Here is a 15,808-nt window from a genome sequence, read left to right on the forward strand (position 1 = left end):
CGCGGCCACCCCGCGGGGTGGCCGCCGCCCGGCTCAGCGGCCGAGGTACTTCGGCTTCTCCTTGTTCACGAACGCCTGCACCGCGATCGCGTGGTCCTCGGACCGTCCGGCGCGACCCTGGAGCTCGTCCTCCTTCTCCAGCGTCTCCGCGAAGGTGTGCGAGAACCCGTAGGCCACCGCCTCCTTCAGCGCCGCGTACGCCACCGTCGGCCCCTCGGCGAGGGTCCGCGCCACCTTCCCGGCCTCCGCCCGCAGCTGGTCCGCGGGGACGACCCGGTTGGCGATCCCCAGCTCGTACGCCTCCTGCGCGCCCACGTTGCGCGGGAAGAGCAGCAGGTCGGAGGCGCGGCCGGGGCCCACCACCCGCGGCAGCGTCCAGGAGATCCCGGAGTCGCCGGTCAGGGCCACCCCCGCGAACGAGGTGTTGAAGCCCGCGGTGTCCGCGACGATCCGGTAGTCCGCGGCGAGCGCGAACCCGAAGCCCGCCCCGGCCGCGACCCCGTTCACGGCGGCGACGACCGGCTTCGGCGCCTCGGCCAGCGCGCGCACGATCGGGTTGTAGTGCTCCCGGACCGTCGCCATGGTGTGCTGCGTCCCGGACTCGCGGTCGGAGGCGAGCAGCCCGATGTGCTCCTTGAGGTCCTGGCCCACGCAGAAGGCCCGGTCACCGGCGGCGGTCAGCAGCACCGCGCGCACGGCGGCGTCCCCGGCCGCCGAGAGCACCGCCTCGCGCAGCGCGACCTTCGTCGCGACGTTCAGCGCGTTCATCGCCTCCGGGCGGTTCAGGGTGATCGTCGCGAGTCCGTCGCTCACCTCGTAGAGCACGGTGTCGGCCATGGAATGTCCCCTCCGGTGTCTCGGGTCCGGTGTCTCGGCGGACGCGTACCGACCGGTACGCCGCCGCGCCAAGGACAGCATGCGGGACGGGGGCGGTGCCGTCCGTGTGACCTGCGTCAAAGAAATCCGGACGATTTTCGGGGGCCGGAAGTGCGTGCGGGCGCGAAGTATCGCAGTCACACCGCCGAAATGAGTGGTTTTGATCGCGCGCGTTGCCCAAGCGATGCCGACCGATGTTGGTCATCGGGTCCTGAGATGCGGGATAATGGCTGGGAAGCAATGTGTTCGATGCCGGTGTCGTGGGTCCCATGCTGGGCCTTGCGTGCCCTCCAGGGCCGTCGGCTTTGACGTGAGCTGGTTTCAGGAAGGGGAACGAGCATGGCGGCCATGAAGCCGCGGACGGGCGATGGCCCGCTCGAGGTGACCAAGGAGGGGCGGGGCATCGTCATGCGCGTTCCGCTCGAAGGCGGCGGTCGACTCGTCGTCGAGCTGACCCCTGACGAGGCCGACGCGCTCGGCGACGCCCTCAAGAAGGTCGTCGGCTGACGCACGAGCGTCCATGCCCTTTCAGCCGTCCCGGCATCCTTTTTGGGTGCCGGGACGGCTTTTTCGGGTGGGATGTCCGAAGCGCGGTAACTCGAACGGCCTAATCCGGCCAGACGCGTGCGGGGGCCGCGGGCGGCGACCCGTGGGCGGCGGCCCGCCGGGCGGGACGTCGTGGAACCGGCCTAGCGCTTGACCGCGCAGAGGAGGCCGTCGCCGACCGGGAGGAGGGACGGCACCAGTTCCTGGCTCTCGCGCACCGCGCGCAGCAGCTCGCGGACCCGTATGACCTCGGTGGGCTGCGGGCCGGAGTCGATGGTGCGGCCGCTGGCGAAGACGCCCTCGAAGACCACCAGCCCGCCCGACCGCAGAAGGCGCAACGATTCAGCGAGGTAGTCCATGACCTCCAGCCGGTCACCGTCGCAGAACACCAGGTCGTAGCCCGCGTCCGCGAGGCGGGGCAGCACGTCCAGCGCCCGGCCCGGAATGAAGCGGGCCCGGTTGCTGGCGAAGCCGCAGGCACGGAAGGCCTGCCGGGCGAACTGCTGGTGCTCCGGCTCCGGGTCCACGGTCGTCAGGACGCCGTCGGGACGCATGCCGTGCAGCAGGTGGATGCCCGAGACGCCGGTACCGGTGCCGATCTCGGCGACCGCCTTCGCGTCGACGGTGGCGGCGAGCAGACGGAGGGCCGCGCCCGTGCTGGGCGACACCGAGCGCAGCCCTGCCTCGCGGGCCCGGTCACGGGCCCAGCGCAGCGCTTCGTCCTCGGCGACATAGGCGTCGGCGAACGCCCAGCTCGTCTGCCGGTTGCCGGTGATGGCCCTCTCCTGTCCCCGTGGTTGCCTCGGCGTGACTGTATCCGTTTGCGCCGGGAACCTGCTGATGGGACCGGACGTTTGAAGGGGTGTACGGACCACGGGGGGACACAGTTGGATCACGATCAGGAACGGGACGGCGAGCAAGTGCTGACGCAGCCGCATGAGCCGTGTCAGCCCAGATCAATTTCTCGTAAAACCGCTTATCCGGAGCTAACGGGCGAGGTGGCTATGGTAGGGGCTCCACTGGACACCACCAGAGCCGACAGGGGAGGTGCGGCCGCGCCTGTGGATCGGGGAGGAGTGCTCCGGCGCTTCCTCGGATCAGCGGGAAGGCCGAAATCCGTGAACGACACCGCTGACCACAGCCACGCCGCCGGTGCCGCCGACGGCCGCGCCCAGACCGCGACCTTCGCCACCGACGCGGACGGGCAGGCGTGGACTCCGCCCACGTGGGAGGAGATCGTCAGCATGCACAGCGGCCGGGTCTACCGGCTCGCCTACCGCCTCACGGGCAACCAGCACGACGCCGAGGACCTCACCCAGGAGGTCTTCGTCCGGGTCTTCCGTTCCCTGTCGACCTACACGCCGGGCACCTTCGAGGGCTGGCTGCACCGCATCACCACCAACCTCTTCCTGGACATGGTCCGCCGCAAGCAGCGCATCCGCTTCGACGCCCTCGGCGACGACGCGGCCGAGCGGCTGCCCAGCAAGGAACCCTCCCCGCAGCAGGTCTTCAACGACGCCCACTTCGACGCGGACGTCCAGCAGGCCCTCGACACCCTCGCGCCCGAGTTCCGCGCGGCCGTCGTCCTGTGCGACATCGAGGGCCTGTCCTACGAGGAGATCGCCGCCACCCTCGGCGTCAAGCTCGGCACCGTCCGCTCCCGCATCCACCGCGGCCGCTCCCAGCTGCGCAAGGCCCTGGCCCACCGTTCCCCCGAGGCCCGCTCCCGCCGTCCGTTCACGGCCCGCGTGCCCGCTCTGGGAGGAGGGGGCGCGACCGCGTGAGTGGCACCCGTCCTACCCCCGCAGAGCAGCATCTCGGCGACCGGCTCTCCGCCCTCGTGGACGGCGAGCTGAGCCATGACGCCCGCGAACGCGTCCTGGCGCACGTCGCCACCTGCCCCAAGTGCAAGACCGAGGTCGACGCCCAGCGCCGGCTGAAGAACGTCTTCGCCGAGGTGGCCCCGCCCGCCCCGTCCGAGAGCTTCCTGGCCCGCCTCCAGGGCCTGCCCGGCGGAGGCGGCGCCGACGACGACCGGATGCCCCCGCTCGGCGGCTTCGGCACCGGCGTCGGCCTGTCCGGTTTCCCCGGCCTGCCCGACGGCCTCGGCGGACGGCGCGACGAACCCTTCGAGTTCGGCTACGTCCCCGCCCGCGACCACGGCTCCGTCCTCACCCCGGCCACCGAGCGCGGCTTCCGCATCCACCCGGTCGGCCGGTCCGACGCGGAGCGTTCGCGCAGCATGCGGCTCGCCTTCGTCGCGGCCGGCGCGGTGTCGCTCGCCGCGATCGCGCTGGGCGGCATCACCACCGGCGCCCCCACCGACACCGACGCCCGCGGCTCCGGCGTCGGCAGCAACGTCACCCCGGCGCGCAGCCCCGGCACCGGCGCCGCGGCGGCCTCCGACAGCCAGCGCCGCCGCTCCACGGGCCTGCTTCTCTCCCAGGGCGGCCAGCTCGGGGAGACCCCGGCCGCCCCGACCCGGGCCGCCGCGCCCCTGCTGCCCGGCATCCCCGCCCCGGTCGCCGTGCACCCCCTGCACCGGCTCGCCGCCCCCATGCTGGCGGGCGCCGCCGCCATGTCCCCGTTGATACGTCCGCTGTCCACCACCCCACCGGTCTCCCTCACCGCCTGGGGCACCACCGCTCCGGGGGCCCAGGCCCTCCCCACCTCCTCCTCACCTCCGCGCGACGCCCGCTGACCCGCGAACCTGGTTGAATCCAGGGAAACCGCTCCCCAGGGGTGCGGCGGCGGAGTGCGAGCCTGAGTACGGGGAGAGCATGGACGAGCGCGAGCCCACGGAGACGACGGCCCGGTCCGACAGCGACCGACCCGACAGCGACCGACCCGACACGGACGTGCCGCCCAGCCGACCCGCACCGGGTGCCGCGTGGGCCTCGCGGCCGGGGGAGGCGGACACGGCCGGGGTTGCCGGTGCCGGGCTGCCGGACGCCGACGGGGGCGCCGGTGCCGGAACGCCGGACGCCGACGGCGACTACGAACTGACCGGGCCGTCCGGACCGGCCCAGTCCTCTCCACCGGAGCCGCCGAGCGAGGCGGGCGCGCTGCCGTCCGGAACCGGGACCCCGCGCCCGGAGGCGGTCCCGCCGTTCGCGCCCGACACGGCGCCGCCCGCGCCCTCGGCCGACGTACAGCCGGTCCCAGGAGACGGAGTCCGGCAGCACACCGAGAGCGTCTCCTCGGCCCCACCCGTCGCCCCCGCCGTCCCACCCGCGCCCGCCGGACACCCCGAGCCCCTGCACGCCCCCGACCCGTACGGCACCCCGCCGTACGGGCAGCCGGGCCCCTGGGCGCCCGCACCACCCGTACAGCACCCGGCGACCACGTCCACGCCGGGAGCCGCCCTCCCCGTACCGCCCGTGCCGGGCCCGGACGCCGATCCGCTCGTACCGCCCGCACCGGCGAGCGAAGCCGCCGCGCCCGCGCCGACGCCGCCCGCCGAAGCCCCCCTTGTGCCGCATCCCGCCCCCGAGGCCGGGTACGCCACTGAGGCCCCTGGGGCCGGACACGGAGGCGAGTCCGTGCCGCCCGTGCCGGAGGGGGACGGCGACCCCTGGCGCCGCTACGACCCCTGGGCCGTGCGGCCCCTCGCCGGGGGGCCGCTCCAGGAGAGCGGGGGCGGGCTGGTCAGTGCGGAGCGGTGGCGTCGGCGACGGCGCGGCCGGCTGATCGTCGGCGCGGCCGGGATCGCGCTGCTGTCCGGCTGCCTCGGCGGCGTCGTGGGCGCCCAGCTGGAGCGCGACGGCGGCGTCGGCGGGGGCGTGCAGTTGCCGCAGGCCGCCGCCGAGCCCACCCACCGTGCCGCGGACAGCGTCGCGGGCATCGCCGCGCGAGCCCTGCCCAGCGTCGTCACCCTGCACGTCAGCGGGAGCGACGAGGCGGGCACCGGCACCGGCTTCGTCCTCGACACGCGCGGCCACATCCTCACCAACGACCACGTCGTGGCGCCCGCCGGGTCCGGCGGCAAGATATCCGTCGTCTTCAACGGCGGCCAGACCGCCCAGGCCGAGATCGTCGGCCGGGACAGCGGCTACGACCTCGCCGTCGTCCGCGTCACCGGCGTCCGGGGCCTCAAGCCCCTGCCCCTCGGCAACTCCGACAACGTGCAGGTCGGCGACCCGGTCGTGGCCATCGGCGCCCCCTTCGACCTGGAGGGCACCGTCACCTCCGGCATCATCAGCGCCAAGGAACGCCCGATCACCGCCGGAGGCGGCCGCGCCGACGGCAGCGACGTGTCGTACGTCGACGCCCTCCAGACCGACGCGCCGATCAACCCGGGCAACTCCGGCGGCCCCCTCCTCGACACGAACGGCCGCGTCATCGGCATCAACTCCGCCATCCGCTCCGCCGCCGACGGCACGAGCCCCGACACCGGACAGGCCGGTTCGATCGGCCTCGGCTTCGCCATCCCCGTCAACCAGGGCCGCCGCGTCGCCGAGGAACTGATCAACACCGGCCACGCCACCCACCCCGTGATCGGCGTCACCCTCGACATGGACTACGACGGCGACGGAGCCCGCGTCGGCACCAAGGGCGCGGGCGGCGGCGCCCCCGTCACCGAGGGCGGCCCCGCGGACCGGGCCGGAATCCGGCCCGGCGACATCATCAAAGCCGTCGACGGGCGGCCCGTCCGCTCGGGCGAGGAACTGATCGTGCGCATCCGCGCCCACCGCCCCGGCGACCGGCTGGAGCTGACCGTCGACCGCGACGGGCAGGAGCGCGCCGTCTCCCTGGTCCTCGACTCCCCGGGCGACGACTGACCCGTGCGGGTCAACCGCGGGAAAAATCCGGCGCCGGGCACCCGCTCCCGCACGTCGGACGGGGCGGGACGGTACCGGTCGGACAGGTACGACAGGTACCGTGGTCCCGGCCGAGGCCAGAGGACCGCGGACATCGCAAGGAGCTTCAGGTGTTCAATGACATAGGACCGCTAGAGCTGGTGACGATCGTCGTCCTGGCCGTGCTCGTCTTCGGTCCGGACAAGCTCCCGAAGGTCATCCAGGACGTGATGCGCACCGTCCGGAAGATCCGCGAGTTCTCCGACAGCGCCAAGCAGGACATCCGGCAGGAACTCGGCCCGGACTTCAAGGACTTCGAGTTCGAGGACCTCAACCCCAAGACCTTCATCCGCAAGCAGCTGGACAACGAGGACCTGGGGCTCAAGGAGATCCGCAACGGCTTCGACCTGAAGAAGGAGATGGCAGAGGTCACGGACGCGGTCCACCACCGCGACACCGACACCCCGGCCGCATCCGGCGGGTCCGCCGCGGCGAACGGGTCGACCGGTTCGGCCCCCCGGCTCGACATGACCAAAAAGCCCGAGACGCCGGCCCACGACGACCGCCCGCCTTTCGACGCCGACGCCACCTGACCCCGTCCGGCGCCGTACGCGACCCCGTCCGGCACGGCTCCGTCCAGGCCCGCCTGCTCCATCTGACCCCTCGGCGCTCCCCCGATGTGAGGGGGAGCACGCCCCGCGCACCGGGCGGCTGCCCCTGACCCGGCGGCGGGGTGGCTATGCTGCCTGGTTGTTGTGCGGACCGCCGCCGACGCCCGAAGGGGGGCGGGCCGGAGGGGTCCGCCGAGAGCGAGGAGGCGTCCGGGCATGGAGACGACGAGTCAAGCAGTCGCACAGGCACCGGCCGCGGAGGACGGACAGCAGGTCCCCTCCGCCCGGCGCACGGTCGACGGCTACCTGGAGGCGGCCTTCCCCTGGTACGGCCTCGACGAGGCCTTCACGGGACCCCGCTGGCTGATGCAGGTCGGCGCGGCGGCCGACGGCACCGTCGAGCACGGCTCGATCGGGCACGGCGACGAGCCCTCCGTACGGCACGAGACGGCGGGGGAGGACCGCGGTCGGTTCGCCGCCGTCGTCACCGTCGCCGCCAACCCCGTCCGGCGCAGCGCCGACGGCACCGGCGTCCTGGAGGCCACCTCGGTCTCCTCGGCGGCCTGGCTGGCGGGCGTCGGGCTGCTGTCGTACACCTGGCCGGGCCAGATGGACCACAGCCTGCGGGACGACTGGCTGGAGCAGCAGACCGAGACGGCGTGGGTGCTCGCCGACGACCTGGACGGCGAGGACTGGTCCACGCTGTCCCTCCCGGTGGACGGCGTCCCGACGCCCTTCCACTACCGCGAGTCCGAGTTCGGCTGGGTGCTGGCCGGGTCCACGCAGGCCGGGGTCCACCTCGGCGCGTACGGCCGGGGCATGAGCGCCTACGGCCTGGGCTTCTCCGAGGTCAAGGACATCGCCGCGTACGAGTGAGGCGACCGGCCGGGGCGGGGCGCCGTGCGGCGCCCCCGCCCGGACGGTGTCAGAACTTGTTGCGCGGGGTGATCCCCAGCGACAGCCCCGACAGGCCGCGCTGGCGGCCGCCGAGCTTGCCCGCGATGGCGCGCAGCGCCGAGCCCGCCGGGGAGTCCGGGTCGCTCAGCACGACCGGGCGGCCCTCGTCGCCGCCCTCGCGGAGCCGCACGTCGATCGGGATGTTGCCGAGGACCGGGACGGTGGCGCCGATGGTGCGGGTGAGGCCGTCGGCGACGACCTGCCCGCCGCCGGTGCCGAACACGTCGACCATCTCGTCGCAGTGCGGACAGGGCAGCCCGGACATGTTCTCGACCACGCCGACGATCTTCTGGTGGGTCTGCACGGCGATGGAGCCCGCCCGCTCCGCCACCTCGGCCGCCGCCTGCTGGGGCGTCGTCACGACCAGGATCTCCGCGTTCGGCACCAGCTGGGCGACGGAGATCGCGATGTCACCGGTGCCGGGCGGCAGGTCGAGCAGGAGGACGTCCAGGTCGCCCCAGTAGACGTCCGCGAGGAACTGCTGGAGCGCCCGGTGGAGCATCGGGCCGCGCCACACGACCGGGGCGTTGCCCGGCGTGAACATGCCGATGGAGATGACCTTCACGCCGTGCGCCGACGGCGGCATGATCATGTTCTCGACCTGGGTGGGGCGGCCGTCCGCGCCCAGCATGCGCGGCACGCTGTGGCCGTAGATGTCGGCGTCCACGACCCCGACCTTCAGGCCGTCGGCCGCCATCGCCGCCGCCAGGTTCACGGTGACCGACGACTTGCCGACGCCGCCCTTGCCGGACGCGACCGCGTACACACGGGTCAGCGAGCCCGGTTTCGCGAAGGGGACCTCGCGCTCGGTCTGGCCGCCGCGCAGGGCCGTCGCCAGCTCCTTGCGCTGCTCGTCGCTCATCACGTCCAGCGTGACGGCGACGCGGGTGACGCCCGCGACCCCGGAGACCGCGTCGGTGACGCGCTGCGTGATCGTGTCGCGCATCGGGCAGCCGGAGACCGTCAGGTAGACGGTGACCGCGACCGCTCCGTCCGCGCCGATCTCCACCGATTTGACCATCCCGAGTTCGGTGATGGGGCGGTTGATCTCGGGGTCGTTCACCGTCGCCAGCGCTTCGCGCACCGCGTCTTCCGTAACCATAAGGACGATGGTACGGCGCGGCGCGTGGCCCCCGTCATGCCCGTCACCGGTCTTCTACGTCACGTCCCGCGGTCCGATCTGCCGGGAATACCCCGGGCCCGTGCCCGTTGCCGTGCCGGTGTCCGGGCCCGTTCCCGTGCGGGTGGCCGTCGCCGTCCCGGCGTTCCTCCAGTTCCTTCACCATGTCCTGGAGTTCGGAGCGGATCCAGTCCCGGGTGGCGACCTCGCCCAGGCCGATGCGCAGCGCGGCGATCTCACGTGTGAGGTACTCGGTGTCGGCGATCGACCGCTCGTTCTGCTTGCGGTCCTGCTCCAGGTTGACCCGGTCGCGGTCGTCCTGCCGGTTCTGCGCGAGCAGGATCAGCGGCGCCGCGTAGGAGGCCTGGAGGGACAGCATCAGGGTCAGGAAGATGAACGGGTACTGGTCGAAGCGCAGGGCGCCCGGCGCGAAGATGTTCCACACCACCCAGAGGATGATGACGATCGTCATCCAGACGATGAACCGCCCGGTGCCCAGGAACCGCGCGATCCGCTCCGACAGCCGCCCGAAGGCCTCCGGGTCCCATTCGGGCAGGAGGCGGCGCCGGGTCGGACGCGGCTGGTCCAGCCGGACCCGGGCCGGGCCGCCGGCCGCGTGGGCCCGCTCGGGACGGTTCCCGCCTTCACGCTCGCCCGCCATCCGGAACACCCCCTTCCGAAAGCTCGGCCGGGACGTCTGAGCCGGTCTGCTCAGAGGTGCTGCCGCCCGTCTCGTCCAGGTGGTACTCGGTCTCCCGCCAGTCCTCCGGCAGCATGTGGTCCAGGACGTCGTCCACCGTCACCACCCCCAGCAGCGACCCCGCGTCGTCGACGACGGGCGCCGCCACCATGTCGTACGCCGCGAAGAACCCGGCGACCACCGGCAGCGTCGCGTCCGGCTCCAGCGACTGGAGGCTGTCGTCGACGATCGAGCTGACCAGGGTGTACGGCGGGTCGCGCAGCAGCCGCTGGAAGTGGACCGTGCCGAGGTACTTGCCGGTCGGGGTGTCGTCGGGCGGGCGGCAGACGTAGACCTGCGCGGCGAGCGCGGGGGAGAGGTCGGGGTTGCGGACCCGGGCGAGGGCGTCGGCGACCGTGGCGTCGGGCCGCAGCACGATCGGCTCGGTCGTCATCAGACCGCCCGCCGTGTGCTCCTCGTACGCCATCAGGCGCCGCATGTCGGCCGCGTCGTCCGGCTGCATCAGGCTGAGCAGCCGCTCCTGGTCGCCCTCGGGCAGCTCGGCCAGCAGGTCGGCCGCGTCGTCGGGGTCCATCGCCTCCAGGACGTCCGCCGCCCGCTCCTCCTTCAGCTTGCCGAGGATCTCGATCTGGTCGTCCTCCGGCAGCTCCTCCAGGACGTCCGCGAGCCGGTCGTCGTCGAGGGCGGCGGCGACCTCGGCGCGGCGCTTGGGGGAGAGGTGGTGCAGGACGTTGGCGAGGTCGGCGGGGCGCAGCTGCTCGAAGGTCGCGAGCAGGCTCTCCGCGCCCTGCCCGTGCTCCTCCAGGGAGAAGCCGGTCACCGCCGACCAGTCCACGGTCAGCTTCTCGCCCCGGCCGCGCCGGAAGGCCCCGCCGCGGCGGCCCTTCTGCACGAAGACCCGGTCGATCTCCCAGTCCCGGCGGGCGGGCAGCTGCCGTACGGACACGTCGAGGACGGTGGCCTCCTCGCCGGTCTCGACGAGCGTCACCCGCCGGTCCAGCAGTTCGCCGAAGGCCAGCCGCTCGGTGGGCCGTTGCTCGAAGCGCCGCACGTTCAGCACACCGGTGCTGATGACCTGTCCGGACTCGATGCTGGTCACCCGGGTCATGGGGAGGAAGATGCGGCGCCGGGTGGGCAGTTCGACGACCAGGCCCAGCAGGCGCGGCGGTCTGCGGCCGACCCGCAGCATGACGATCAGGTCCCGCACGCGCCCCACCGAGTCGCCGTTGGGGTCGAACACGGCCACCCCGGCGAGGTGGGAGACGAAGATCCGGGGTGTGCCCGCTGCCATGTCGGGACCTCTCTCTGGTACGTGGTTCCCTTCCGCGGTGCGGCGGGTGGGTCTCTCTCCCGGATTGCCCTGTCGTGCGGGCTTCAGGCTAGCCCGTCCCGATCGGGTACGCCCTGGTGAGGGCTGCGGACGTACTGCCTCCGCCCGCTCCCGGGGACCCCGGTACGCTGCGGTACGCCGTTCAGGAGTACCCCGCAGAAAGGCAGCTCCCTCTGTGACGTCGAACGCCCAGGTCCGTGTCCGTCGCCGTGCCGCACTGATGAGCGCGGTGTGCGCGCTGGCCGTGGCGGGGACGGGTCTCACCGGGTGCAGCAGCGAGGACCCGGACGCGGGCACCAACGGGGTCGGCAAGCTGGCCCCCGAGAAGATCCAGTCGAGGACGCGGAGCGCGGCGGCGGCCGTCGACACCGTACGGCTGTCGGGCAGCGTGGTCGCGGGCGGGACGTCGTACCGGCTCGACATGCGGCTGAAGTCGGCGGGCGGCACCGGGTCGGTCACCGCCGACGGCGTCACCTTCCATCTGCTGCGCGTCGACGACCAGCTGTTCCTCAAGGCGGACGCCGCGTTCTGGAACCACGACGACGGCAGCGGCAAGTCCGGCACCGCCTCCGACGAGGCGGCGGCGGGCAAGCTCGACGGCAAGTACGTGAAGGTGCCGTCGGGGGACCCCTCGTACAAGAAGTTCAGCGGGTTCACGGACAAGGACCTCCTCCTCGGCGATCTACTGACGCTCCACGGCAAGCTGGGCAAGGACGGGTACCACGAGCGCGGCGGGGTGCGCAGCGTCCGCGTCACCGGCGACGGCGGCTCCGGCGGCACCCTGGACGTGTCCCTGGAGGGCAAGCCCTACCCGCTGCGCCTGGTCCGCGCGGGCGACGCCGGGACCCTGACCTTCTCGGCCTGGGGCCAGGACTTCACCCTGGAACAGCCGTCCAAGGACGAGACGGTCGACTACGGCAAGGAGCTTCCGGAGTCCTGAGTACTGAATCCTGGCCGCGCCGTCCGCGCGGGGACCGGGCCGGGGGTCAGCCCGTGCGGCGGCGGCGTCCGCGCAGCAGGAGGCGGGGCAGTGCGGGCGGGGCCGGGTTGCGGGTGGTGGCCGGGGTCGGCACGGGGCGGGCGGCGAGGTCGCCGTCGGGCAACGGGTGCGGGGCGCCGGTCGGTTCGAGGCGCAGCACCCGGCACTCCTTCGCCCAGCGGGCGGTCATCGCCTCGCCGTCGGGCGCGTTGAGCCGCTTGCCCTTCAGTTCGCCGACGGCCGCGTCCCAGGGTTCGGTGCCCGGGGCGAGCTGGGTGACCCGCGCGGTCCAGACGACCAGCCGGCCGCCCTTGTCCTTGCTGCGGACGGTCACCTCGGCGGTCGCGCCGTCGGCCAGCCCCGGCAGCGGCTGCTCGCCGGGCCCGTCGCCGACCAGACAGACGGCGCCGTCGTGCCACACGTGCCACAGCGCCCGCTCGGCCCGCTCGCCGGGGCCCCGGACCCAGACGAGGCCGGACTTCTTCGTGGCCTCCTCGATGAGGGCCCGGTCGAACACCTCCGGCGCCGGGGAGACCCCGGCCCGCGCGGACACCCCGGTCGGGGACGGCCGGGTCGGGGACGGCTCGGATGTCATGGGGCCAGCCTAGGGGTGCGGTCGACGGGGCTCACGGGGGTGTCACAGCCAGCCGTTGCGCTTCAGGGTGCGGTGGATGCCGAGACAGATCACCACGGTCACCCCGAGCACCATCGGGTAGCCGTAGCGCCAGCGCAGCTCCGGCATGTGGTCGAAGTTCATGCCGTAGACCCCGCAGACCATGGTGGGGACGGCGATGATGGCGGCCCACGAGGTGATCTTGCGCATGTCCTCGTTCTGCGCGACCGACGCCTGCGCCAGGTTGGCCTGGAGGATCGAGTTCAGGAGTTCGTCGAAGCCGATGACCTGCTCCTGGACGCGGGCGAGGTGGTCGGCGACGTCCCGGAAGTACTTCTGGATGTCGGGGTCGACCAGCCGCATCGGCCGCTCGCTCAGCAGCTGCATCGGGCGGAGCAGCGGCGACACCGCGCGCTTGAACTCCAGTACCTCGCGCTTGAGTTGGTAGATCCGGCTCGCGTCCGTGCCGCGCGGGGAGCCCTTGCGGCCGGGCGAGAACACCTCGGTCTCGACCTCGTCGATGTCGTCCTGCACCGCGTCCGCGACCGCGATGTAGCCGTCCACCACATGGTCGGCGATGGCGTGCAGCACGGCGGAGGGGCCCTTGGCGAGCAGTTCCGGGTCGTCCTGGAGCCGGTGGCGCAGCGCCCGCAGCGAGCCCTGGCCGCCGTGCCGGACGGTGATGAAGAAGTCCTGCCCGGTGAAGCACATCACCTCACCGGTCTCGACGACCTCGCTGTTGGCGGTGAGCCGGTCGTGCTCGACGTAGTGGATCGTCTTGAACACGGTGAACAGCGAGTCGTCGTAGCGCTCCAGCTTGGGCCGCTGGTGGGCCTGGACGGCGTCCTCCACGGCCAGCGGGTGCAGCCCGAACTCGCCCGCGATGCCCGCGAACTCACTCTCCGTCGGCTCGTGCAGCCCGATCCACACGAAGCCGCCGTCACGGCGCACTTGACGCATCGCCTCGTGCGGGGCGAGGGGTGTCGGGGTCTCGACGCGGGCGCCGTCGCGGTAGACGGCGCAGTCGACGACGGCCGAGGGCGTCGCCGGGTCACGGGTGGTGTCGTACGCGCCGCTGTCCTTGCGCAGGGAGGGGCGGGACGGGCGGACGACGGCACGCAGGTCGCGGATCATCGACAAGGCAGGCTCCTTCGCGACAGGCAGCGAAAGGCTCCGACGACGGGTGGAACTACCCGGAATGGGGACGTTCTGACTACAGATGTTTGGCACGTCCACAAAGCGGGGAGCACCGCACCGTCGCGGTGGCGAGTTTCGCTACTGGGTTCAGCTACTGACTCAGCTACTGCTTCAGACCAGACGGATCACAGGCATCGGGCGAACCGATCGAATCCGGTACCACGAAACGAAGTGCTCTTCCGACAAGAGGACGCGAACGCAAGAGGCGGCGGTCAGCCGGAGCTACGGAGCTGCATCAGCGGCAGGAAGAGCGAGTGGTACTGCACGATCGACTTCGATCCATGACAGCCCCACCTCCTCCAGCCGGTCCCCCGTAAGGGAATACCTGCGGCGTCGGGACCTGATCGCGACGCTTCTGCGTGCTGCCCCGAACCACCGGGCAAGAGTAGCAGCAGCCCGAAGTGTCAAGGCGTTGCTTTGCCCGGTACTGACGAGTTCTATGCTCGCGGCATGGTTGACGTTCTTCCTCTGGTCGAGGCCCGGTTGCGTTCCGCGCTGGGCGAGCCGGACGCGCGCGCCGCGGTGACCTTCCTCGGCACCGACCGGGTCGAGGTGCTCCGCTTCCACGAGGGCGACGTCGTCCGCTACGCCACGCTCGGCATGTCCGCGCAGCCGATGGGCGACCCCACCGCGATGCTGGCCGACCCGGTGAAGGGCCCGCGCGCCGAACTGGTGCTGTCCGTCCGCGGCGGTGCCGCCGACACCGACAAGGTGCTCCGCCCGCTCGCCGTGCTCGCCGCGTCCCCGCAGGTCGAGGGCGTCGTCGTGGCGCCCGGCGCCTCGCTGGACGTCGGCGAGCCGCTCTGGCCGGGCGCCCCCTTCACCTCGGTGCTGGTCGCCGAGCCGGGCGGCCTGGTCGAGGACCTGGACCTCGACGCGCCCCTCGACCCGGTCCACTTCCTGCCGCTGCTGCCGATGACCCCGAACGAGGCCGCCTGGAAGCGGGTGCACGGCGCGCAGGCCCTCCAGGAACTCTGGCTCACCCACGGCACCGATCTCCGCGACCCGGCCCGGCGGTCGGTGCCGCTCGACTGACGGCACCTGCTGACGACACGTGAGGAAGCTCACCAACCAGTGCGCGGGGTGCGTCAGTTGGGCCGGTTCGCGGCGCTGCGGGGGAGCGGTGGGGGCCGCGGGGCGGTGGCGTGCGGCGGTCGCCGGCCGGCGGGCCGGTGCCGGTGCGGGTTCCCGACCGGACGGGTGATCGTCCTTGACGTGGGCCGGATCGGGTAGGACCGTGGGGCTTTATGAGGGGCGAACCCAGTTGCCCGAAGTGTGGTGGCCGGGTCAGGGCTCCCGGACTCTTCGCCGATTCCTGGCAGTGCGCCGCACACGGGGCGGTGCATCCGCTCCAGCCCGTGATCCCGCCCAGCGTCGAGGCCCTCGACGTCGTCGTGCACCGCACGCAGGTACCGGTGTGGATGCCGTGGCCCCTGCCGGTCGGCTGGCTCTTCACGGGCGTGACCTACGCCGGTGACGACCGCAGCGGCGGCCGGGCCACCGCCGTCGCCTGCTCGGGCCCCGGACCCCTCGGCGGCATGGGCGAGCTGATCCTCGTCGCGGAGGAACTCGGCGTCGGCCTCGGCGCGCACTACGCCGGTGTCGACGGCCCCGACCCCGGCCCGTACCTCGACGTGGAGAAGCCCCCCGAGGCCAAGGTCCTCGCCGTCGGCCGCCCCACCCCCCTCTGGCACGTCAGCGGCGCCCCCGACGACCGGGCCGTCTTCGCGGGCGAGGCGCGCGGGCTGTGGCTGTGGGCCGTGGTGTGGCCCGAGCCCGCCGGGCTGCTCATGTACGACGAACTGGTGCTGACCGACCTGCGGGACGCGGGCGCGGAGGTCGAACTCGTGCCGTGCGGGGCGCTGTCGCCGAGGCTGCTGCGACCGTAGGGGCGCGGTGGTGGACGGGCGGCCGCAGTGATGGGCGGGCGGCCGTGAGCGGGCGGCAGCCAGTGGGTAGCTGTGGATGGGCGGCGGTGACCGGGTGGCCGTGGACCCACGTCCGTGGAGACGCCGCCGTACGCCCGCCGAAGTGGCGTCCGCGCACCCCCGCCGCACACCCACCGCCCTCGCCGTCCCTG

General features: G+C 73.0%; 16 protein-coding genes. 9 read left to right on the forward strand and 7 right to left on the reverse strand.

Features of this window, described 5'->3' with window-relative positions; all coding sequences use genetic code 11:
* Positions 1 to 33 precede the first annotated feature (33 nt).
* Positions 34 to 837 (reverse strand): enoyl-CoA hydratase/isomerase family protein, encoded by an 804-nt coding sequence (locus ACIQPQ_RS06830; protein WP_401300613.1) that lies wholly within the window; start codon positions 835 to 837, stop codon positions 34 to 36.
* A gap of 378 nt (positions 838 to 1,215) precedes the next feature.
* Between ACIQPQ_RS06830 and ACIQPQ_RS06835 the strand changes: the two genes are divergently transcribed.
* The gene (locus ACIQPQ_RS06835; protein WP_003966491.1) at positions 1,216 to 1,383 is read left to right on the forward strand and encodes a DUF3117 domain-containing protein; all 168 of its coding nucleotides are present in this window, start codon (positions 1,216 to 1,218) and stop codon (positions 1,381 to 1,383) included.
* A 182-nt stretch (positions 1,384 to 1,565) separates the two neighbouring features.
* Here ACIQPQ_RS06835 and ACIQPQ_RS06840 read toward each other — a convergent pair whose 3' ends face one another.
* Complete coding sequence (locus ACIQPQ_RS06840; protein ID WP_401301543.1) at positions 1,566 to 2,264, reverse strand: O-methyltransferase; 699 nt, start codon at positions 2,262 to 2,264, stop codon at positions 1,566 to 1,568.
* A gap of 234 nt (positions 2,265 to 2,498) precedes the next feature.
* On the opposite strand from ACIQPQ_RS06840, the gene sigE reads away from it, so the two are divergent.
* From sigE to ACIQPQ_RS06865, 5 genes are all read left to right on the forward strand, one after another.
* Positions 2,499 to 3,206: an RNA polymerase sigma factor SigE gene (sigE, locus tag ACIQPQ_RS06845; protein WP_383777654.1), complete on the forward strand. Its 708-nt coding sequence runs from the start codon at positions 2,499 to 2,501 to the stop codon at positions 3,204 to 3,206.
* Positions 3,203 to 4,123, forward strand: coding sequence for an anti-sigma factor family protein (locus ACIQPQ_RS06850; RefSeq protein WP_401300616.1), 921 nt, complete (start codon positions 3,203 to 3,205; stop codon positions 4,121 to 4,123). The genes sigE and ACIQPQ_RS06850 overlap by 4 nt, the downstream gene beginning before the upstream one ends.
* A gap of 79 nt (positions 4,124 to 4,202) precedes the next feature.
* A complete protein-coding gene (locus tag ACIQPQ_RS06855; protein WP_401300619.1) occupies positions 4,203 to 6,203 on the forward strand; it encodes a trypsin-like peptidase domain-containing protein in 2,001 nt (666 codons plus the stop codon).
* Between the two features lie 149 nt (positions 6,204 to 6,352).
* Complete coding sequence (locus ACIQPQ_RS06860) at positions 6,353 to 6,814, forward strand: sec-independent translocase (protein WP_401300621.1); 462 nt, start codon at positions 6,353 to 6,355, stop codon at positions 6,812 to 6,814.
* A gap of 234 nt (positions 6,815 to 7,048) precedes the next feature.
* Positions 7,049 to 7,708: a hypothetical protein gene (locus ACIQPQ_RS06865; RefSeq protein WP_401300624.1), complete on the forward strand. Its 660-nt coding sequence runs from the start codon at positions 7,049 to 7,051 to the stop codon at positions 7,706 to 7,708.
* A gap of 49 nt (positions 7,709 to 7,757) precedes the next feature.
* Here ACIQPQ_RS06865 and ACIQPQ_RS06870 read toward each other — a convergent pair whose 3' ends face one another.
* Genes ACIQPQ_RS06870 through ACIQPQ_RS06880 form a run of 3 tightly spaced genes read right to left on the reverse strand, consistent with a single transcriptional unit; the run spans position 7,758 to position 10,900 of the window.
* Positions 7,758 to 8,891 (reverse strand): Mrp/NBP35 family ATP-binding protein, encoded by a 1,134-nt coding sequence (locus ACIQPQ_RS06870; RefSeq protein ID WP_401300627.1) that lies wholly within the window; start codon positions 8,889 to 8,891, stop codon positions 7,758 to 7,760.
* 43 nt (positions 8,892 to 8,934) lie between these two features.
* A complete protein-coding gene (locus ACIQPQ_RS06875; RefSeq protein WP_401300630.1) occupies positions 8,935 to 9,570 on the reverse strand; it encodes a DUF1003 domain-containing protein in 636 nt (211 codons plus the stop codon).
* A complete protein-coding gene (locus tag ACIQPQ_RS06880; protein ID WP_401300633.1) occupies positions 9,554 to 10,900 on the reverse strand; it encodes a magnesium transporter MgtE N-terminal domain-containing protein in 1,347 nt (448 codons plus the stop codon). The genes ACIQPQ_RS06875 and ACIQPQ_RS06880 overlap by 17 nt, the downstream gene beginning before the upstream one ends.
* Before the next feature lie 259 nt (positions 10,901 to 11,159).
* On the opposite strand from ACIQPQ_RS06880, the gene ACIQPQ_RS06885 reads away from it, so the two are divergent.
* Positions 11,160 to 11,879, forward strand: coding sequence for a hypothetical protein (locus ACIQPQ_RS06885; protein WP_401301546.1), 720 nt, complete (start codon positions 11,160 to 11,162; stop codon positions 11,877 to 11,879).
* 46 nt (positions 11,880 to 11,925) lie between these two features.
* On the opposite strand, the gene ACIQPQ_RS06890 is transcribed toward ACIQPQ_RS06885, so the two are convergent.
* Together ACIQPQ_RS06890 and ACIQPQ_RS06895 are read right to left on the reverse strand one after the other, a co-directional pair.
* Entirely contained in the window at positions 11,926 to 12,513 is a 588-nt protein-coding gene (locus ACIQPQ_RS06890; RefSeq protein WP_401300636.1) for a hypothetical protein, read from the reverse strand.
* A gap of 42 nt (positions 12,514 to 12,555) precedes the next feature.
* The gene (locus ACIQPQ_RS06895) at positions 12,556 to 13,671 is read right to left on the reverse strand and encodes a magnesium and cobalt transport protein CorA (protein WP_401300639.1); all 1,116 of its coding nucleotides are present in this window, start codon (positions 13,669 to 13,671) and stop codon (positions 12,556 to 12,558) included.
* A gap of 507 nt (positions 13,672 to 14,178) precedes the next feature.
* On the opposite strand from ACIQPQ_RS06895, the gene ACIQPQ_RS06900 reads away from it, so the two are divergent.
* Both ACIQPQ_RS06900 and ACIQPQ_RS06905 read left to right on the forward strand, forming a co-directional pair.
* On the forward strand, positions 14,179 to 14,763 hold the full coding sequence (locus ACIQPQ_RS06900) for a suppressor of fused domain protein (RefSeq protein WP_383777641.1): 585 nt from the start codon (positions 14,179 to 14,181) through the stop codon (positions 14,761 to 14,763).
* Between the two features lie 212 nt (positions 14,764 to 14,975).
* Complete coding sequence (locus ACIQPQ_RS06905) at positions 14,976 to 15,617, forward strand: DUF6758 family protein (protein ID WP_401300642.1); 642 nt, start codon at positions 14,976 to 14,978, stop codon at positions 15,615 to 15,617.
* The last annotated feature ends 191 nt before the right edge of the window (positions 15,618 to 15,808 follow it).

Origin of the sequence: Streptomyces sp. NPDC091281, assembly GCF_044757425.1 — a bacterium.
Classification (GTDB): Bacteria; Actinomycetota; Actinomycetes; order Streptomycetales; family Streptomycetaceae; genus Streptomyces.

Bases quoted from the DNA above. Each gene is read 5' to 3' on its own strand.
- ACIQPQ_RS06830 (WP_401300613.1), bottom strand. From the start codon at position 837: ATGGCCGACACCGTGCTCTACGAGGTGAGCGACGGACTCGCGACGATC.
- ACIQPQ_RS06835 (WP_003966491.1), top strand. From the start codon at position 1,216: ATGGCGGCCATGAAGCCGCGGACGGGCGATGGCCCGCTCGAGGTGACC.
- ACIQPQ_RS06855 (WP_401300619.1), top strand. From the start codon at position 4,203: ATGGACGAGCGCGAGCCCACGGAGACGACGGCCCGGTCCGACAGCGAC.
- ACIQPQ_RS06865 (WP_401300624.1), top strand. From the start codon at position 7,049: ATGGAGACGACGAGTCAAGCAGTCGCACAGGCACCGGCCGCGGAGGAC.
- ACIQPQ_RS06870 (WP_401300627.1), bottom strand. From the start codon at position 8,891: ATGGTTACGGAAGACGCGGTGCGCGAAGCGCTGGCGACGGTGAACGAC.
- ACIQPQ_RS06875 (WP_401300630.1), bottom strand. From the start codon at position 9,570: ATGGCGGGCGAGCGTGAAGGCGGGAACCGTCCCGAGCGGGCCCACGCG.
- ACIQPQ_RS06880 (WP_401300633.1), bottom strand. From the start codon at position 10,900: ATGGCAGCGGGCACACCCCGGATCTTCGTCTCCCACCTCGCCGGGGTG.
- ACIQPQ_RS06885 (WP_401301546.1), top strand. From the start codon at position 11,160: ATGAGCGCGGTGTGCGCGCTGGCCGTGGCGGGGACGGGTCTCACCGGG.
- ACIQPQ_RS06890 (WP_401300636.1), bottom strand. From the start codon at position 12,513: ATGACATCCGAGCCGTCCCCGACCCGGCCGTCCCCGACCGGGGTGTCC.
- ACIQPQ_RS06900 (WP_383777641.1), top strand. From the start codon at position 14,179: ATGGTTGACGTTCTTCCTCTGGTCGAGGCCCGGTTGCGTTCCGCGCTG.
- ACIQPQ_RS06905 (WP_401300642.1), top strand. From the start codon at position 14,976: ATGAGGGGCGAACCCAGTTGCCCGAAGTGTGGTGGCCGGGTCAGGGCT.